The organism is Afipia clevelandensis ATCC 49720 (assembly GCF_000336555.1).
GTDB lineage: Bacteria > Pseudomonadota > Alphaproteobacteria > Rhizobiales > Xanthobacteraceae > Afipia > Afipia clevelandensis.
The window spans coordinates 1673439-1688827 of the sequence record NZ_KB375281.1 but is presented as its reverse complement, the minus strand read 5'-3'; the positions used below and the strand labels follow the sequence as shown (position 1 = coordinate 1688827).

The 15389-nt window shown below is 62.7% G+C and carries 17 protein-coding genes; 4 read left to right on the top strand and 13 right to left on the bottom strand.

The genetic code is table 11. From position 1 onward, the window contains the following. The first annotated feature begins 85 nt into the window (after window positions 1-85). Window positions 86-1234: a helix-turn-helix transcriptional regulator gene (locus tag HMPREF9696_RS07960; protein ID WP_002712461.1), complete on the top strand. Its 1149-nt coding sequence runs from the start codon at window positions 86-88 to the stop codon at window positions 1232-1234. A 70-nt stretch (window positions 1235-1304) separates the two neighbouring features. Here HMPREF9696_RS07960 and rpsD read toward each other — a convergent pair whose 3' ends face one another. From rpsD to rpe, 6 genes are all read right to left on the bottom strand, one after another. Continuing rightward, window positions 1305-1922, bottom strand: coding sequence for a 30S ribosomal protein S4 (gene rpsD, locus HMPREF9696_RS07955; RefSeq protein WP_002712460.1), 618 nt, complete (start codon window positions 1920-1922; stop codon window positions 1305-1307). Between the two features lie 198 nt (window positions 1923-2120). Then, a complete protein-coding gene (locus HMPREF9696_RS07950) occupies window positions 2121-2519 on the bottom strand; it encodes a cupin domain-containing protein (protein WP_002712459.1) in 399 nt (132 codons plus the stop codon). 81 nt (window positions 2520-2600) lie between these two features. Continuing rightward, window positions 2601-3392: a glutamate racemase gene (gene murI, locus HMPREF9696_RS07945; RefSeq protein WP_040301888.1), complete on the bottom strand. Its 792-nt coding sequence runs from the start codon at window positions 3390-3392 to the stop codon at window positions 2601-2603. Window positions 3393-3443: 51 nt separating this feature from the next. Beyond that, entirely contained in the window at window positions 3444-3983 is a 540-nt protein-coding gene (locus tag HMPREF9696_RS07940; RefSeq protein ID WP_002712457.1) for an MOSC domain-containing protein, read from the bottom strand. Window positions 3984-3987: 4 nt separating this feature from the next. Next, the gene (gene purB / locus HMPREF9696_RS07935; protein ID WP_002712456.1) at window positions 3988-5295 is read right to left on the bottom strand and encodes an adenylosuccinate lyase; all 1308 of its coding nucleotides are present in this window, start codon (window positions 5293-5295) and stop codon (window positions 3988-3990) included. A gap of 103 nt (window positions 5296-5398) precedes the next feature. Beyond that, the gene (gene rpe, locus HMPREF9696_RS07930) at window positions 5399-6100 is read right to left on the bottom strand and encodes a ribulose-phosphate 3-epimerase (protein ID WP_002712455.1); all 702 of its coding nucleotides are present in this window, start codon (window positions 6098-6100) and stop codon (window positions 5399-5401) included. Window positions 6101-6372: 272 nt separating this feature from the next. On the opposite strand from rpe, the gene HMPREF9696_RS07925 reads away from it, so the two are divergent. Both HMPREF9696_RS07925 and HMPREF9696_RS07920 read left to right on the top strand, forming a co-directional pair. After that, complete coding sequence (locus HMPREF9696_RS07925; protein WP_002712454.1) at window positions 6373-7104, top strand: EF-hand domain-containing protein; 732 nt, start codon at window positions 6373-6375, stop codon at window positions 7102-7104. 115 nt (window positions 7105-7219) lie between these two features. Further along, window positions 7220-8398 (top strand): outer membrane beta-barrel protein, encoded by a 1179-nt coding sequence (locus tag HMPREF9696_RS07920; protein ID WP_002712453.1) that lies wholly within the window; start codon window positions 7220-7222, stop codon window positions 8396-8398. A 106-nt stretch (window positions 8399-8504) separates the two neighbouring features. Here the strand turns inward: HMPREF9696_RS07920 and HMPREF9696_RS07915 are convergent, their stop codons facing one another. Next, window positions 8505-8765 carry a hypothetical protein gene (locus HMPREF9696_RS07915; protein ID WP_002712452.1) on the bottom strand — a complete coding sequence of 87 codons (261 nt, stop codon included), beginning with the start codon at window positions 8763-8765 and terminating at the stop codon, window positions 8505-8507. 181 nt (window positions 8766-8946) lie between these two features. Continuing rightward, window positions 8947-9951, bottom strand: coding sequence for a P1 family peptidase (locus HMPREF9696_RS07910; RefSeq protein WP_002712451.1), 1005 nt, complete (start codon window positions 9949-9951; stop codon window positions 8947-8949). Between the two features lie 93 nt (window positions 9952-10044). Here HMPREF9696_RS07910 and HMPREF9696_RS07905 point away from each other — a divergent pair, with 93 nt between their 5' ends. Next, complete coding sequence (locus tag HMPREF9696_RS07905) at window positions 10045-10779, top strand: cytochrome c biogenesis CcdA family protein (RefSeq protein ID WP_002712450.1); 735 nt, start codon at window positions 10045-10047, stop codon at window positions 10777-10779. A gap of 113 nt (window positions 10780-10892) precedes the next feature. Here the strand turns inward: HMPREF9696_RS07905 and HMPREF9696_RS07900 are convergent, their stop codons facing one another. The 5 genes from HMPREF9696_RS07900 to livM form a co-directional block, all read right to left on the bottom strand. Beyond that, entirely contained in the window at window positions 10893-12008 is a 1116-nt protein-coding gene (locus HMPREF9696_RS07900; RefSeq protein WP_002712449.1) for a branched-chain amino acid ABC transporter substrate-binding protein, read from the bottom strand. A gap of 114 nt (window positions 12009-12122) precedes the next feature. Next, a complete protein-coding gene (locus tag HMPREF9696_RS07895; RefSeq protein ID WP_002712448.1) occupies window positions 12123-12482 on the bottom strand; it encodes a DUF6867 family protein in 360 nt (119 codons plus the stop codon). After that, window positions 12482-13213 (bottom strand): ABC transporter ATP-binding protein, encoded by a 732-nt coding sequence (locus HMPREF9696_RS07890; RefSeq protein WP_002712447.1) that lies wholly within the window; start codon window positions 13211-13213, stop codon window positions 12482-12484. The genes HMPREF9696_RS07895 and HMPREF9696_RS07890 overlap by 1 nt, the downstream gene beginning before the upstream one ends. Beyond that, window positions 13210-14049 carry an ABC transporter ATP-binding protein gene (locus HMPREF9696_RS07885; protein ID WP_002712446.1) on the bottom strand — a complete coding sequence of 280 codons (840 nt, stop codon included), beginning with the start codon at window positions 14047-14049 and terminating at the stop codon, window positions 13210-13212. The genes HMPREF9696_RS07890 and HMPREF9696_RS07885 overlap by 4 nt, the downstream gene beginning before the upstream one ends. After that, window positions 14046-15383, bottom strand: coding sequence for a high-affinity branched-chain amino acid ABC transporter permease LivM (gene livM / locus HMPREF9696_RS07880; protein ID WP_002712445.1), 1338 nt, complete (start codon window positions 15381-15383; stop codon window positions 14046-14048). Before livM ends, HMPREF9696_RS07885 begins: the two co-directional genes overlap by 4 nt. Between the last annotated feature and the right edge of the window lie 6 nt (window positions 15384-15389).

Here is a 15389-nt window from a genome sequence, read left to right as displayed (position 1 = left end):
TATGTCATGCACTATTCAAATGAATAGGGTTGGCTCTAGATTGGTATGCCATTTTAGCTTTCCACAGCGGTGCGACGGGGGAGTCGTGAGCGAGGCCGAAGGCAAGTTTCTGGATGCCCTTTATCAGGGGGTTTCCGACAGCGGCCAACTTACGCTCGCGCTGGGACTGATCCAGAGCATGTTCGGCTGCCGCAGCGCCGTGCTGGTGATGGTTGATGCACGCGATCCGACGGCGAGTTTTGTCGAGACATCAGGCACGCTGCAGCAGAGCCTGCAGCTTTATGTCGAGAAGTATGCCCAGATCGATCCCGCGCCGGCTCGCTTTCTCGCTCTGCCTGCCGGACGCGCGATGACCACGAACGAAATGTTCACGCCGGAAGAGCGCGCCGTCGATCCATTTTACATTGAGTTCTTCAAGCCGATCGGGTTGATCGAAACTCTCGGCGGGCCGCTCTATTCCGACGACGGGAATTTCGCGATGATCGCGCTGATGCGCGGGGACGATCGTCCTCCGTTCGACGATGAGGAGGCTGCGTATCTCGAGCGGCTCATGCCGCACATCGCACGCGCGCTGCAACTGCGCCGCACATTCTTTCGGATGGATTCAAGAAATGTCGGTCTGCAGGCAACACTCGACCGGCTGCAGGCCGGTCTGATGTTGCTCGCGGCTGACGGGGAGGTGCTCTTCGTCAACGCGGCGATGCATGCTCTCACACGGCAGAGCGACGGCTTCGTGCTCGGCCGGATGGGCAAGCCCCTCGTTACCAATACGGAGGCGCGACGCCGGTTCGACGCACTCTTGATCAGCGTCGGCGCCGGAGGCTCGGGCGGGGTGGTGTCCGTGCCGCGCACCAAGGGACGGGACTATGCTGTGCTGGTTGCGCCGTCTCCGGCGTCTGCGGTGCAGTCCGACTGGGAGCGCGGCGGGCCCCGCGGTGCCATCGTGGTGGTGCATGATCCGGACTCTGGATCTGCGAACACCTCCGAAATTTTGGAGCAGGGACTTGGGTTGTCGAAAGGCGCCGCGCGGCTGGTCGCAGCGCTGGCGGCCGATCACGATCTCAAGACATTTGCAGAGAGCGAAGGCGTCACCATTCACACGGCGCGATTCCATCTGCGCAGCGCGCTGTCGCGGACAGGCGCCAAGACCCAGGCGGAGGTGGTGCGGATCGCCGTTCGCCTGCTGCGGGATTTCGCATTGGCCGATCCGCATCCAGTGCAACCGATGCCATAATGGACATCGCAAAGAAAAAGGCCGCCCGATCAGGCGGCCTTTCCGTTCTGTAGTCGGGCTGACGAAGATATCAGCGCGAATAGAATTCGATGATCAGGTGCGGTTCCATCTGAACCGGGAACGGCACTTCGGACAGGCCCGGAATGCGCGTGACCTTGGCGATCTGCTTGTTATGATCGACTTCGAGATAGTCAGGCGTATCGCGCTCGGCGAGCTGGTTGGCTTCGAGGACGATTGCGAGCTGCTTCGAGGCTTCCTTCACCTCGATGACGTCACCGACCTTCACCTTGTAGCTGGCGATGTTGACGCGCTTGCCGTTCACCTTGATGTGGCCGTGGTTGATGAACTGACGGGCCGCGAACATGGTGGAGACGAACTTGGCGCGGTACACGACCGCGTCGAGACGGCGCTCGAGCAGGCCGATCAGGTTCTCGCCGGAGTCGCCCTTGAGGCGGGTCGCCTCGACGTACACCGCATAGAACTGGCGCTCGGAAATGTTGGCGTAATAGCCCTTCAGCTTCTGCTTGGCGCGGAGCTGCGTGCCGAAGTCGGAGAGCTTGCCCTTGCGGCGCTGGCCGTGCTGGCCGGGGCCGTATTCACGCTTGTTGACGGGGCTCTTCGGGCGGCCCCAGATGTTCTGGCCCATACGGCGATCGATTTTATACTTCGCCTCACTACGCTTAGTCATCGCGTCCTCTTTCGTAAGTTTGAGTTTTGAGGAAACGCGCCCTCCTGTGCAGCGGGATAGGATCCCGGTGCTGACAGGTCCGCCTCATAAGCATGATGGGGAGGACCGCGGGTCGCGAAACGCAACGCGGGCCGAAACCGGCCCGCGAGCAACGTGTTCATAGGTAGAAAAGGCCGCCAAGTCAAACCATTACGGCGCTTATTTGGGGGCCGGAGTGGCCACCGGCTTGCCTTCCTCAACCACGTAAACGGCCATGATTTTCAATCCCTTAGCCCCGGTCTTGACGTCGTGGGGGATGCCGGCTGGAACCGCATAGGAATCGCCCGCCTTGAGCGCCTGATCCGGCTTGCCCTCGACGATCAGGGTGGCATCGCCTTCGAGCACGTAACCGGTATCCACGCCCGGATGGGTATGGCGGCCGGCGAGGGTATTGGCCGGGATTTCGGCGATCACGGTGACGATGTTATAGCCCTTGGGGAACTCGACCTTCTGCAGCGGGGTGCGCTTGATGCCGCCCGGAGCGGGTGCCTGGGCCACGGCTGTGCCGATGCCGGCAAATGCCACCACGGTCAGGCCGAGAATGATCTTCTTGAGCATGTGTATCTCCCTTTCGCTGCTCTCTCCGGAGCAGACCGGGTGGGAGGCTAACAGCCGGACGGTATCTGCGGAAGGCCGTTCTTAACTGGCGACGCTGGCGCGGATGAACGGCTCCAGCGCTCTGGCGAGAATCGGCGATGGCGACTGCCCCGATGTGAACAGGAAGCGGGCTTCCGGCCCTTCGCCATTGCCACTTGCCGGGCCGAGGAGATCAGCTACCCGCCGCGCGATGGCGGGGGCGGGGTCGATCCAGTCAACGCGCCAAGGGGCCAGGGTCAGCATCTGGCCGATCAGCAGGGGGTAGTGGGTGCAGGCGAGGACCACCGTGTCCGTCCGGGCATCACCGTTGAGGAAGCAGGGCGCGATTTCGGCGGCGATGGCTTCGTCGCTCACCGGCTCGCCGCGCAAGGCGGCTTCCGCGAGGCTGGCGAGGTTTTCCGCGCCGACCAGCGTGACGTCGCAGCCTTGGGCAAAGTCCGCGATCAGCTTCTTGGTGTATTCGCGTTTCACCGTGCCGCGTGTGCCGAGCACCGAGACGCGCTTGGTTTTCGAGGAGGCACAGGCAGGCTTGATCGCCGGGACGGTGCCGACGAACGGCACGCTGTAGGCCTCGCGCAGATGCGTCATGACCAGCGTTGAAGCGGTGTTGCAGGCGATGACCACAAGGTCGGGCCTGTGCTCGGCGATCAGGTCGCCGATCAGCGGCACCACCCGGGCGACAATCTCGTCCTCGGTGTGCTGGCCGTAGGGGAAATAGGCGTCGTCAGCGACATAGGCGTAGCGCGCGCCGGGCCGCAACTTCACGATCTCGCGGAAAACGGTCAATCCGCCGAGGCCGGAATCGAAAACCAGGATCGTGGGAGCGTGGGACACGGGGGCCATGATAGCCGATCTGCGGTTACCACTTTGTTTTAATCAGGGCGATTACACAGGGAGCAGGGGGCGATGCGGCCCGTCCGGCAACTCCACCCGGATCGGATCGCCAGGGCGGACGTCGCCGCCGGCCAGCACGATGCTCATCACCCCGGCCTTGCGGATCAGGTTGCCGTTCGCATCGCGGTCCAGCGTCGCCGCCATCAGGCCTTTCTGGAAGCGGTCGATCTGGATGCAGGGATTGCGCAGTCCCGTGACCTCGACCACGGCGCTGTCGCCCAGATGCAGGCGGGCGCCGGTGGGAAGGCCCAGCAGGTCGATGCCGCGGGTGGTGACGTTCTCGCCCATCTCGCCCGGACGGACGATGAAGCTCTTCGGCGCGAGTTCATCGAACAACTCTTCATGGATCAGGTGGACCTGACGCAGGTTCGGCAGGCTCGGGTCTTTCGCCACGCGCGAGCGGTGTTTCACCGTCTCGCCCATATGCGCGTCACCGTCGACGCCGAGTCCCTTCAGCAAGCGAATGCTCAGGGAGGCCGTCTTGCTGAAATGATGGCCCCTGCGAAGGCTGACCGCGGTGACGACAGGCATCAGTTCATGAAGCCCCGAAGACTCGCTTGAAGATCGTGTCGACGTGCTTGAAGTGATACGCGAGATCAAATTGCTCCTCGATCTCCTTGTCAGACAGATATTTCTTCACGTCGGCGTCCTTCTTCAACAAAGACTGGAAGTCGCCTTCGCCGCGCCAGACCGGCATGGCGTTGCGCTGGACCAGCTTGTAGGCGTCCTCGCGCGATGCGCCTTTCTGGGTCAGCGCGATCAGGAGACGCTGCGAATGGACGAGGCCGCCGAGGCGGTCGAGGTTCTTCTGCATGTTCGCCGGATAGACCAGCAGCTTTTCGACCACGCCTGCGAGGCGGTTGAGCGCGAAATCCAGCGTCACCGTGGCGTCTGGACCGATCATGCGCTCGACCGAGGAGTGCGAAATATCGCGCTCATGCCAGAGCACGACGTTTTCCAGCGCGGGCGTCACGGCGGAACGCACGATGCGGGCGAGGCCGGTGAGGTTTTCCGTCAGCACCGGATTGCGCTTGTGCGGCATCGCCGACGAACCCTTCTGGCCCTCGGAGAAGAACTCCTCGGCTTCCAGCACTTCGGTTCGTTGCATGTGGCGGATCTCTGTGGCGAGACGTTCCACGGAGGAAGCGACAACGCCGAGCGTTGCGAAGAACATCGCGTGGCGATCGCGCGGGATCACCTGCGTGGAGATCGGCTCGACGGTGAGACCCATCGCCTTCGCCACATGCGCTTCGACCCGCGGGTCGATCTGCGCGAAGGTGCCGACAGCGCCGGAGATGGCGCAGGTTGCGATTTCCTTGCGCGCGGCGATGAGGCGCTCTTTCGCGCGAGTGAATTCGGCATAGGCGTAAGCCAGCTTGAGACCGAAGGTCACCGGCTCGGCGTGAATGCCGTGCGAGCGGCCGATGGTCGGCGTCATCTTGTGCTCGAAGGCGCGGGTCTTCAGCGCCGCAAGCACCTTGTCGGTGTCCGCGATCAGGATGTCGGCGGCACGCGCGAGTTGCACATTGAGACAGGTGTCGAGCACGTCCGACGAGGTCATGCCCTGGTGGACGAAGCGCGCTTCCGGTCCGACGATTTCGGCAAGGTGGGTCAGGAACGCGATGACGTCGTGCTTGGTCTCGCGCTCGATCTCGTCGATGCGCTCGACATTGAAGACCGCATCCTTGGCCTTGGCCCAGATGGTTTTCGCCGCGTCCTTCGGGATCACGCCCAGTTCGGCCAGCGCGTCAGCGGCATGCGCCTCGATCTCAAACCAGATCTTGAAGCGCGTCTGCGGCTCCCAAATGGAAACCATTTCGGGGCGGGAATAACGGGGAATCATCGCGAACTCATAGGGTTGGGGATTACGCCGCGCTTTAGCAGATCGCGACTGGCGAAACCACCCTTGGAACGCACTTCTGCCCGAGAAATCAGGGCTTCTGGCGCTAGATCGCCTCGCCGCGCGCGGACGCCGCCGCGCCGCGGATCGCTGAAATGTTGGCCTTGTAGCTGTCCATCGTACCGCCCTTGAACACGGCGGAGCCCGCGACCAGCGCGTTCGCGCCCGCAGCGGCAACCTTAGCCGCGTTGTCAGCCGTCACGCCGCCGTCCACTTCGATGTCGATGGGGCGGCCGGCGCACATCGCGCGGACCTGCGAAATCTTTTCCAGCACCGCCGGAATGAACGACTGCCCGCCGAAGCCCGGATTGACCGACATCACCAGCACGAGGTCGATCATGTCGATCACGTATTCGATGGCGCTCGCAGGCGTTGCCGGATTGAGTGACACGCCCGCCTTCTTGCCGAGCGCACGGATCGCCTGCAGCGAGCGATGCAAATGCGGCCCGGCTTCGGCATGCACGGTGATGATATCCGAGCCGGCCTTGGCGAAGGCTTCGAGATACGGATCGCACGGCGCGATCATCAGATGGGTGTCGAAGATTTTCTTCGAATAGGGGCGCATCGCCTTGATCACGTCCGGACCGTAGGAAATGTTCGGCACGAAGTGGCCGTCCATCACGTCCAGATGAATCCAGTCGGCGCCCGCCTGATCGACCGAGCGGACTTCCTCGCCGAGCTTTGCGAAGTCTGACGCCAGGATCGACGGCGCGATGACCAGCGGGCGGGATGCGAACTGTTGGGACATGGCGGCTTCCGGTGTTGCCCTAACCGTTTGAGGGGCGCTGGCTTCGCCTAACATGCCGTCCCTGCGCGGGCAACGCGAGGCGCTGGACGTACACAGGAACCATGCCAACCACCCGGCAAATCCTGCCGTTGAGGCAGAAATTACCCTGCCGGACGCTCTCTTTTGGACGAGGAAACCCGCGTATTTGCTGGGTTTTTGAGACGGCACGGCAATTGCTGGATATCTGACGGGATCATCTCGGCCGCGTGCCACCGGCCTTGGGGAGTATCGTGATGTTCTTTGCCGCAGGGGCCATAGGCGCCGCAGCCGTCGGCGCGCTGGATATTCTGTCGTCGCTGACGCCGGACAAGTCTGGCGCGGCCAAGACTGGCGTCAAACAAACGAATTCGCTGTTCGATCTGGGCACGACCACCAGCGCCAGCAGCACGGCGACCGTCACGTCAACCGGCTCGGCGCAGGCCGGAACGCTGTCGCCCTCGACATTCAATGCGCTGCTCTCGGCGCAGGATGCGAATGGAAAGGCGAGTCCGTCGGACGCGCTCAAGGATCTGTTCGCGCAGATCGACACCAACGGCGACGGCAAGATCACCAAGGCCGAGTTTGAGGACAAGCTCGGCGCGGGCGGCACCAACATCGCCGCCGCCGACAATGTCTTCGACAAGATGGACGCCGACAGCGATGGCTCCGTCAATCTCGACGAAATGGCGACCGCGCTGAAGCCGAAGGACGCCGGTCATCACCATGCGCATCGGGCAGGCGGCGGCGCGGATGCCTTGATGGAAGCCCTGCAGGGCGCTTCAAGCACCTCGACCACCAACAGCGACGGTTCGATCACCACCACACTGACCTATGCCGATGGCTCCAAGGTCACCATCAGCCAGCCGGCCTCGTCGAGCACATCGACAAGCGCGTCAACGCAGTACAACCTCGTTGAGCGGCTGGTGCAGCGGCAGGCCGATGCGCTCGCGGCATCCGCCAAACAGTCGGTCTCGGTGAAGGTGTAGGCTTTCACTACCGATACCGCCTGTATCGGTAGCACTACGCAGAAATCCCTGATTTTCATCAGTCGCTAACCATGCCGGATCGCTAATCGCACAGTCAGTTTGTGCGAGGTGCGAAGTGCGAATTTTGTCAGGGGTCTGCGCCGGCGTGATTGCATTGAGCGCAAGCGGCGTCCGCGCGGATGACGATTTCATCGCCTCGCTGCGGCTGCGCGGCGGATACGACACCAACCCGCAATTCTCGACCGGCGCCGGAATCGGCGGCAGCGCCTTCATCGGCACCGATATGGCGCTCGCGGCGGGCACCAAGGAGAAGGATTACAGTTATGGCGTCGCCGCCGAAGCGAGTACAACGCAATACGGCAACCCGCTCGCCGTTCCTTCATTGTCGGGGAAGGTGATCCTGCGCGGCACCTATGGCGGTGAGGCGGCCAACATCGCATCGACCACAACCATCGCCGATACCAACACCTACAATCTCCGCTCATCCGATCTCATCCAGTCGCTCAAGGGCGAGGTGAAGTTCGGCGCGGTCAAGCTGTTCACCACCGTCGAAGGCGCGCGTTCATCGCTGAACCAGACCAATGCGATTTTCCAGGATTTTCTGCCGTCGCCGCAGGTCTATCTGCGCGGGACCCTGATTCCCGGCATTGCCTACGTTCGTGACAAGTTCGAGATCGGCGCGTCAGTCAATCTTTCGGTCCGGCGGTATGAGAAGGAACTGGATGACTTCGGCTATCGGCGCGACAACGAACGTGTGCAGCCGTTCTTGTTCGCCAAGTATCAGGACAAGGACATCACGTTCTTCGGCTCGGTCTCGAATTTACGTGCCACGTTTCACGATGTCGATTTCACCAATGTCGACACTATCCTGTTCGATACCAGTCTGAGCTGGCATGTTGCGCCGTTCACACTGGACCTTGCGGCTTATCGCCGGGCCAGTGAAACCACTTTTCCGATTTCGCCGATCACGATCGACACGGCCTATACTGCGAAGGCGCGCTGGCAAGTCGAGCCGAAACTGACGCTGACGGCGGGGGTGGGATATGCGACGACAGACTATCTGGATTCGCCATTCAGCGCCCAGACATGGACCTACGGCATCGGCGCATCGCACGATCTCGGCAATGGCTATGCCTTAGGCCTCGATCTCTCGCGCGCACAGGGCACGCTTATCTCGGGCGAGAAGGCCAGCGCGGTCATCGTATCGACGTCTCTCACCAAGAAGTTTTCGCCGTTTGCCCCGGACAAGGCAAAGGAAGCATCGAAAGACAAGTCAGCCGTGACCAAGGGGTAGGGGTGGCAGCCTGGTCTTGCAGGGGGGAGATGCTGGACCAGGCTGCCGCGCGAATGAGGCTTGGGAGGTTGGGGGTCTCATCCGCGATCGCACAGCGAGTTAGACGTCAGTGCCCGCAGCCGCAGCCGCCTCCGAGCAGACCGCCGAGCGCTCCGCCCTTGCCGAGAACGGCTCCGAGAACGCCACCTTTGCCGGTGGTGACTGCGGCATTCACGACCAGAGCGCCGCGCCCATCGAGCAGGCCGATAACGCCGCCCTTTCCGGTGAGCACGTTCGCTCCGACACCCACACCCTTGCCGCCGCCTGCAAGGGCCGGTGCGCTGATGAAGGCGGTTGCAACAACTGCCAGACACAGCATCTTCTTCATGACGTTTTCTCCACTGTTACATGCACGACAATGTGCACGCAGCGGACCGTATTGTCGAAAATCGAACCGGCAATCGAAACGCAAAGATAACCTTAAACGGCAGGGGTTTTCTGCATTTTGCGCCAGCATGATGCGTGGCTACTTACGAGGAAATACGTAAGCCGCGTCGGCGCGATTTTTCTCACTCGCCGCCGAAGCGCTTTTTCCACGATGGCAACGCGCCCGCGAACGGCAACGCGGCAGCTTCATGGACGCCGCGCGCAATCGCGCGCGCGGTGACGTTGGCCGCGATGGCGCCAAGCTCGGTCAGCCCGTACAACGGATCAATCTGCTTTTCGCAGGTTGCTGCGGCGAACACGATGTCGCCATCGAGCGGCGCATGCACCGGATAGATCGCGCGTGCGAATCCGGTCTGCGCGATCACCGCGAGGCGCTTGACCTGCGGCTTGGTGAGGATCGCATCGGTGACGACGATGGCGAGCGTCGTGTTCTCGATTGGCGAGGCGGCGGGACCGCCCTTCAACCGCATCGCGAGCATGTCGGGTGTGAAGGAGGGCGGCAGTCCACGCCCGCCAAATTCGTTGTTCTGCTCGAAAGGTGCAGCCCAGAACCATGGACCATCGCCGACGGTTACGCTGCCGACGGCGTTGACCGACGCGATGGCAGCGACACGCACGCCGCTCGATGTGACGGCGGATGCCGAACCAAGTCCGCCCTTGAAATTGGCAGTCGTCGCACCGAAGCCCGCGCCGACGGTGCCAAGCGCGAATGTTCCGCTGGTGGCTGCGGCAGCCGCCGCGTAACCGAGGTCGCGATAGGGCGGAAACCGATCCCACTTTTTGTTGCCGCCATTCAGCATGTCGAACTGCACCGCGCCCGGCACAATCGGAATCAGCGCGCCGCCGACCGCGAAGCCGCGCCCCTGTTCGGTCAGCCACGCCTGCACGCCGCCGCCGGCTTCCAGGCCGAAAGCGGAACCGCCCGACAACGTGATCGCATCGACGCGCTCGACCGTATTGACGGGTTCGAGCAACGCGCCATCGCGGATGCCCGGACCGCCGCCGCGAACGTCGGCAGAGGCGATCGCCGCCTTGTCGAAGATCACGGCGGTGACACCGGAGGCGACCGCCGCGTCGTGGGCATGGCCGACGCGGACGCCGGGAATGTCGGTCAAAAGGTTCTTCATGTCTCTTTTCTTTCCGGTCACATCCCGATCACAACACGCGGAACCATCATGCTGGCGCTTGCATAGCATATGGGCAACAGGGCAATAAGCGGCATGATTCAGGACGTCTCCATCCCCGCTGCGCTCGCCGCTGGTATCATCAGCTTTCTGTCGCCATGCGTGTTGCCGCTGGTGCCGCCGTATCTGATCTATCTGACCGGGGCGACCATCGAGCATGTCGCCAATGACGAGGAGCCGCGGGCGTCCAAGCGCGCGGTGATGCTGTCGGCACTGGTGTTCGTGCTCGGATTTTCAACGGTGTTCGTGGCGCTCGGCGCCAGCGCCAGCCTGATCGGCGGTTTCATTCGCGCGTGGTCCGCGCAGCTCTCGATTATCGCGGGCATCGCGATCATTCTGATGGGCCTGCATTTCCTCGGCCTCACGCGCATCGGCTTCCTGATGCGGGAAGGGCGGCTGCCGATCCCCAAGCCCGTCGGGCTGTGGGGCGCTTATGTGATGGGTCTGGCGTTCGCGTTTGGGTGGACGCCATGCATCGGGCCGATCCTAGCGGCCATTCTTTCGGTCGCGGCATCGGAAACGACGGTGGCAAAAGGCGCGGGCCTGCTCGCCGTCTATTCTGCCGGACTCGGCATTCCGTTCCTGATCGCAGCCTTCATGGTCGAACGGTTTTCGGCGGTGCTGGCGCGCATGAAAAAGCATCTCGCCACCGTGGAGCGGGTGATGGGTGTGCTGATGGTTCTGGTCGGGATCGGGTTTCTGACCGGCGCGATTTCGGATGTCAGCATCTGGCTGCTGGAGACGTTCCCGGCGCTGCAGAATTTTGGGTAGTCAAAAAGAAACCTCATGGTGAGGAGCGCATGTTGCGCGTCCCGGACCATGAGGCTGCTTCGCTACATCATCCTTCGAGACGCCGCTGCGCGGCTCCTCAGGATGAGGGTGGATCACGATCCCTTGTTGATCTCGGCGTAGTTGCCCTTGGCGTCCCACCGGTAGACGACATAGTCGATCGCCTTGATGTCGCCCTTGGCGTCGAATGCCAGCTTGCCGAGAACGGTATCCCATTCACCGCCCTTGATGGTTTCCATCACCTTCTTCGGATCGGTGGTCTTGGCCTTCGCGACCGCCTGCGACCAGATCTGAAACGCGGCGTAGGTGTAGAGCGTGTAGCCTTCCGGGTCGATGCCCTTGGCCTTGAACTTCTCGACAATGGATTTCGCGGTCGGCTTGTTGCGCGGATCAGGGCCGAAGGTGAACAGGGTGCCTTCCGCGAGCGCGCCGGTGATCGAGGCGAATTCCTTGTCGTTCATGGCGTCGCCCGCCATCAACAGCGTCTTCATGCCCTGATCGCGCATCTGGCGCAGGATAAGGCCGGCTTCCTGGTGATAGCCACCGACATAGACGAGGTCGATGTTGTCGCGCTTCAGGCGCGAGACGATGGAGTTAAAGTCCTTGTCGCCCTTGTTGTAGGACTCGAACAGCTTTTCCTTCATGCCGCCGGCGTTGAGCGCCTTCTTGGTCTCGTCGGCGAGGCCTTTGCCATAGGTCGTCTTGTCGTTGAGGATCGCGACATTCTTGCCCGCGAACGCCTTGAGGATGTACTGCGCGGCGACGGTGCCCTGCTGGTCGTCGCGTCCGCAGACGCGCAGCACGTTCCACAGCTTGCGCTCGGTGAAGACCGGATTGGTCGAGGCCGGAGTGATCTGCAGCACATTGCCTTCGGCATAAGCTTCCGACGCCGGGATCGACGACGACGAGCAGAAGTGGCCGGCGACGAACTGGACCTTGGAGCTTGCGAGCTTTTCGGCGACCGAGCGGGCCTGCTTTGGATCGCAGGCATCGTCGCCGATCTGCAGCGCCAGCTTTTTGCCGTTGACGCCGCCGGCGGCGTTGATGTCGGCCACGGCGAGGTCGGCGCCGTTCTTCATCTGGCGGCCGAACGCGGATTCGCTGCCCGTCATCGGACCGGCGACCGCGACGGAAATGTCTTGCGCAAACGCAGCAGTCGACATGGCAATCGACGCGCCGAGTGCGAGGCCAAGGATACGGGTGGGTTTCATAGAGCAATCCTCATGCAGGTCTCGAAGGCGCAGCCGGACGGCCCGCCGGGCGAACAAATCACGGATATTGTCGGCTGATTTTACCGCCAAGTCATCGGCAATCTTGCGCCGTGCTCAGGCCTTGACTGGCGCATCTTGCCGCAGCCGCCAGCCGAGAGGGCCGCTGGGTTCATACAGCCAGTAATACTGCCGCACCATCTGCTGCGCCCGGGTCCGCTGAAACGAGAGGCAGGCAGCGGCGATCAACAGGGCGGTTTCAAGGATGTAGGTCAGCGGTTGGAGCAAAGTTTCGTTGAACAGTGCAAAATGAATGAAACGGACCGCAAGGCCGAGCGGAATCATGGCGATGACGGCCATGGTCATGCTGCGCCATGTCAGCGCGATGCCGCGCCCGGTCATGATCGCGCAGCCGCCGCCGAGGATCAGGGTTACGAACAGGATCTGGAAAAGGGATTCGTTCTCATAAAGGGACATCAGTGGCGGCCTCCCTCTAGGTAAGCCGCGCGGATTTCCGGCCGCGCCAGCAGTTCCGCGCCGGTTCCGCTGAGCGTGATCTTCCCGTTCACCATCACATAGCCACGATGCGCCAGCTTCAGCGCGTGATTGGCGTTCTGCTCGACAATAAGAACCGTCAGGCCATCGCGGCGGTTGAGGGTGCGGACGGCGTCGAAGATTTGCCGCGCAATCAGTGGCGCGAGGCCGAGGGACGGCTCGTCCAGCATCAAGAGACGCGGGCGGCTCATCAGCGCGCGGCCGATCGCCAGCATTTGCTGTTCGCCGCCGGACAGCGTACCGCCGCGCTGCGCGATCCGCTCTTTCAGGCGCGGGAACAGTGCAAACACCTTCTCAAGGTCTTCGTTGCGTTCGGCCTCGGTGCTTTCGCTGGCGGCGTCGGCGCCCATGCGAAGATTTTCCGCGACCGTCATGCGCGGGAAAATGCGGCGTCCCTCGGGAGATTGCGCGATGCGCAGCCGCGCGACCAGATGCGTCGGCTCGCCGGTAATGTCGCGGCCATCGAACGTGATGATGCCCGCGCGGGCGCGCGGCCGCCCGAATACGGACATCATCAGCGTGGACTTGCCCGCGCCGTTGGAGCCGATCAGGGCGACAATCTCGCCCGGATTGATATCGAGATCGACGCCCTTCAGCGCTTCGATATTGCCATAGGCCGCGACGAGGCCGCGGATGGAAAGCAGCGCGCTCATGTGCCGCCCTCCATGACCTCGGCGGCGGCCTGTTCGTCCGCGCCGAGATAGGCGGCGATGACTTTCGGATCGTTGCGGATCTCCTGCGGCGTGCCCGCGGCGATCTTCACGCCATGATCGAGCACGAAGATGCAGTCGGAAATTTCCATCACCACCGACATGTCATGTTCGATCAGCAGCACTGACGTTTTGTGATCCGTGCGGATCGCGCGCAGCAACTGGCTCAGTTCGTCGCTCTCGCGCGCATTGAGCCCGGCGGCAGGCTCGTCGAGACAGAGCAGAACCGGCTCGGAGCACATCGCGCGCGCGATCTCGAGCCGGCGCTGATCGCCATAGGGCAAATTTCCCGCAGCGTCATCGGCGCGGGCGGTGAGGCCGATGCGATCAAGCCAGTAGCGCGCGCGGTCGATGGCGTCTTTTTCAGCTTGCCGGAAACCCGGCGCGCCGATCAGGCCGAGAAACGTATAGCCCGATGCCTGCATCAGCGAATTGTGCTGGGCCACCATCAGGTTTTCGAGCGCAGTCATGCCGGCGAACAGCCGGATGTTCTGGAAGGTGCGCGCGACCTTCGCGACCTTGGATATGCGGTAGTCGAACAGCCGTTCCAGCAGGAATTCGCGGCCATCGTCATGAATGAGCCGCATCATGCCGGTGGTCGGTTTGTAGAAACCGGTGATGCAGTTGAAGACCGTGGTCTTGCCCGCGCCGTTGGGGCCGATCAGCGCGGTGATGTCGCCGCGCTTCGCCGTGAACGACAGGTCGTTGACGGCGACAATGCCGCCAAAGCGCATCGACAGATGATCGACGGCGAGAATGTCGTTTGTGCTCGCGTTCATCCGTGGCCTTCCTTGACCATGGCGGATGAAATCTCGGTGGGCTTTTCCAGATAAACCGAAGGCGCGCGATGGCCGATCAGGCCGCGCGGCCGCCAGATCATCAGCAGCACCATGGCCGAGCCGAACACCAGCATGCGGAATTGTTCGAGGCCGCGAAACAACTCAAAGCCGCCGATCATGGTGAGCGCGGCAAGCGCAACGCCGAGTTGCGAGCCCATGCCGCCGAGCACGACAATGGCCAGCACCAGCGCGGACTCGTGGAAGGTGAAGGATTCCGGGCTGATGAAGCCTTGCCGCGTGGCGAAGAACGCGCCGGCGAAGCCGCCGAACATCGCGCCGGTGGCGAATGCGGTCAGCTTGGTCGTCGTGGTGTTGATGCCGAGCGAGCGGCACGCGACTTCGTCTTCGCGCAGCGCTTCCCATGCGCGGCCGATGGGCAGGCGGCGCAGGCGGATGGTGACCCAGTTGGTCAACAGAGCGAGTGCGAGGATCAGATAAAACAGGAAGACCACGCGATGTGTGGTCGAGAACTCGATTCCGAGCCGGGCGGCAAGTCCGTCATCGGTGTTGGTCAGCGGAATGCCGAAGAACGACGGGCGGGGAATGCCGGTGATGCCGTTGGGGCCGCCGGTGATGTTCTGCCAGTTGAGCAGAACAAGGCGGATGATTTCACCGAACGCCAGCGTGACAATGGCGAGATAGTCACCGCGCAGGCGCAGCACGGGGAAGCCGAGCAGCACGCCCCAGAAGGCGGCGAGGATGCCGGCGAGCGGGAGGCAGACCCAGAACGACAGATCGAAGGTGGTCGACAGCAGCGCATAGGAATAGGCGCCGACAGCGTAGAACGCGACATAACCGAGATCGAGCAGACCGGCGAGACCGACCACGATGTTCAGGCCCCAGCCCAGCATGACATAGGTCAGGACGAGGATGCCGAGATCGAGAATGTAGCGTTGATTGTAAAACATCACCGGCACCAGCAGCGCGAACACGAGAAGCGCCGGCGCGATAAAGCGGCCAAGGTTTCCGAGCGTGGCGCGGGCGCTTTCTGGAACGAGCGACACGCTCCTGGTGGGGCCGATCCATTGCCTCAGTAGTTCGACAACGATGCTGCCGAAGAACACCGCCGCGACAATCGCGGCAAGGTCGCCGAACCGCGTCCAGTAGATCAACTGGCCTTCCGGGCCTGCTTCGGTTCTCACGCCAATCATCAGCGAAAACAGAACCAGCGCCACAAGGGCGCTGATGAGGGATTTTTTCAGAATGAAGGCCATGCCGTGCGGAGCCGCGGCGGCTTTTGGCGCGCGAATGGCGGGATCGGTTGCGCGCGCCACGGTGCC

Excerpts from the sequence above, each read along its gene's own strand:
- HMPREF9696_RS07885 (WP_002712446.1), bottom strand. The coding sequence starts at position 14,049 with ATGAACGCGAGCACAAACGACATTCTCGCCGTCGATCATCTGTCGATG.
- HMPREF9696_RS07900 (WP_002712449.1), bottom strand. The coding sequence starts at position 12,008 with ATGAAACCCACCCGTATCCTTGGCCTCGCACTCGGCGCGTCGATTGCC.
- HMPREF9696_RS07905 (WP_002712450.1), top strand. The coding sequence starts at position 10,045 with ATGATTCAGGACGTCTCCATCCCCGCTGCGCTCGCCGCTGGTATCATC.
- rpe (WP_002712455.1), bottom strand. The coding sequence starts at position 6,100 with ATGTCCCAACAGTTCGCATCCCGCCCGCTGGTCATCGCGCCGTCGATC.
- HMPREF9696_RS07915 (WP_002712452.1), bottom strand. The coding sequence starts at position 8,765 with ATGAAGAAGATGCTGTGTCTGGCAGTTGTTGCAACCGCCTTCATCAGC.
- HMPREF9696_RS07950 (WP_002712459.1), bottom strand. The coding sequence starts at position 2,519 with ATGCTCAAGAAGATCATTCTCGGCCTGACCGTGGTGGCATTTGCCGGC.
- rpsD (WP_002712460.1), bottom strand. The coding sequence starts at position 1,922 with ATGACTAAGCGTAGTGAGGCGAAGTATAAAATCGATCGCCGTATGGGC.
- HMPREF9696_RS07910 (WP_002712451.1), bottom strand. The coding sequence starts at position 9,951 with ATGAAGAACCTTTTGACCGACATTCCCGGCGTCCGCGTCGGCCATGCC.
- HMPREF9696_RS07895 (WP_002712448.1), bottom strand. The coding sequence starts at position 12,482 with ATGTCCCTTTATGAGAACGAATCCCTTTTCCAGATCCTGTTCGTAACC.
- purB (WP_002712456.1), bottom strand. The coding sequence starts at position 5,295 with ATGATTCCCCGTTATTCCCGCCCCGAAATGGTTTCCATTTGGGAGCCG.
- HMPREF9696_RS07925 (WP_002712454.1), top strand. The coding sequence starts at position 6,373 with ATGTTCTTTGCCGCAGGGGCCATAGGCGCCGCAGCCGTCGGCGCGCTG.
- HMPREF9696_RS07940 (WP_002712457.1), bottom strand. The coding sequence starts at position 3,983 with ATGCCTGTCGTCACCGCGGTCAGCCTTCGCAGGGGCCATCATTTCAGC.
- HMPREF9696_RS07890 (WP_002712447.1), bottom strand. The coding sequence starts at position 13,213 with ATGAGCGCGCTGCTTTCCATCCGCGGCCTCGTCGCGGCCTATGGCAAT.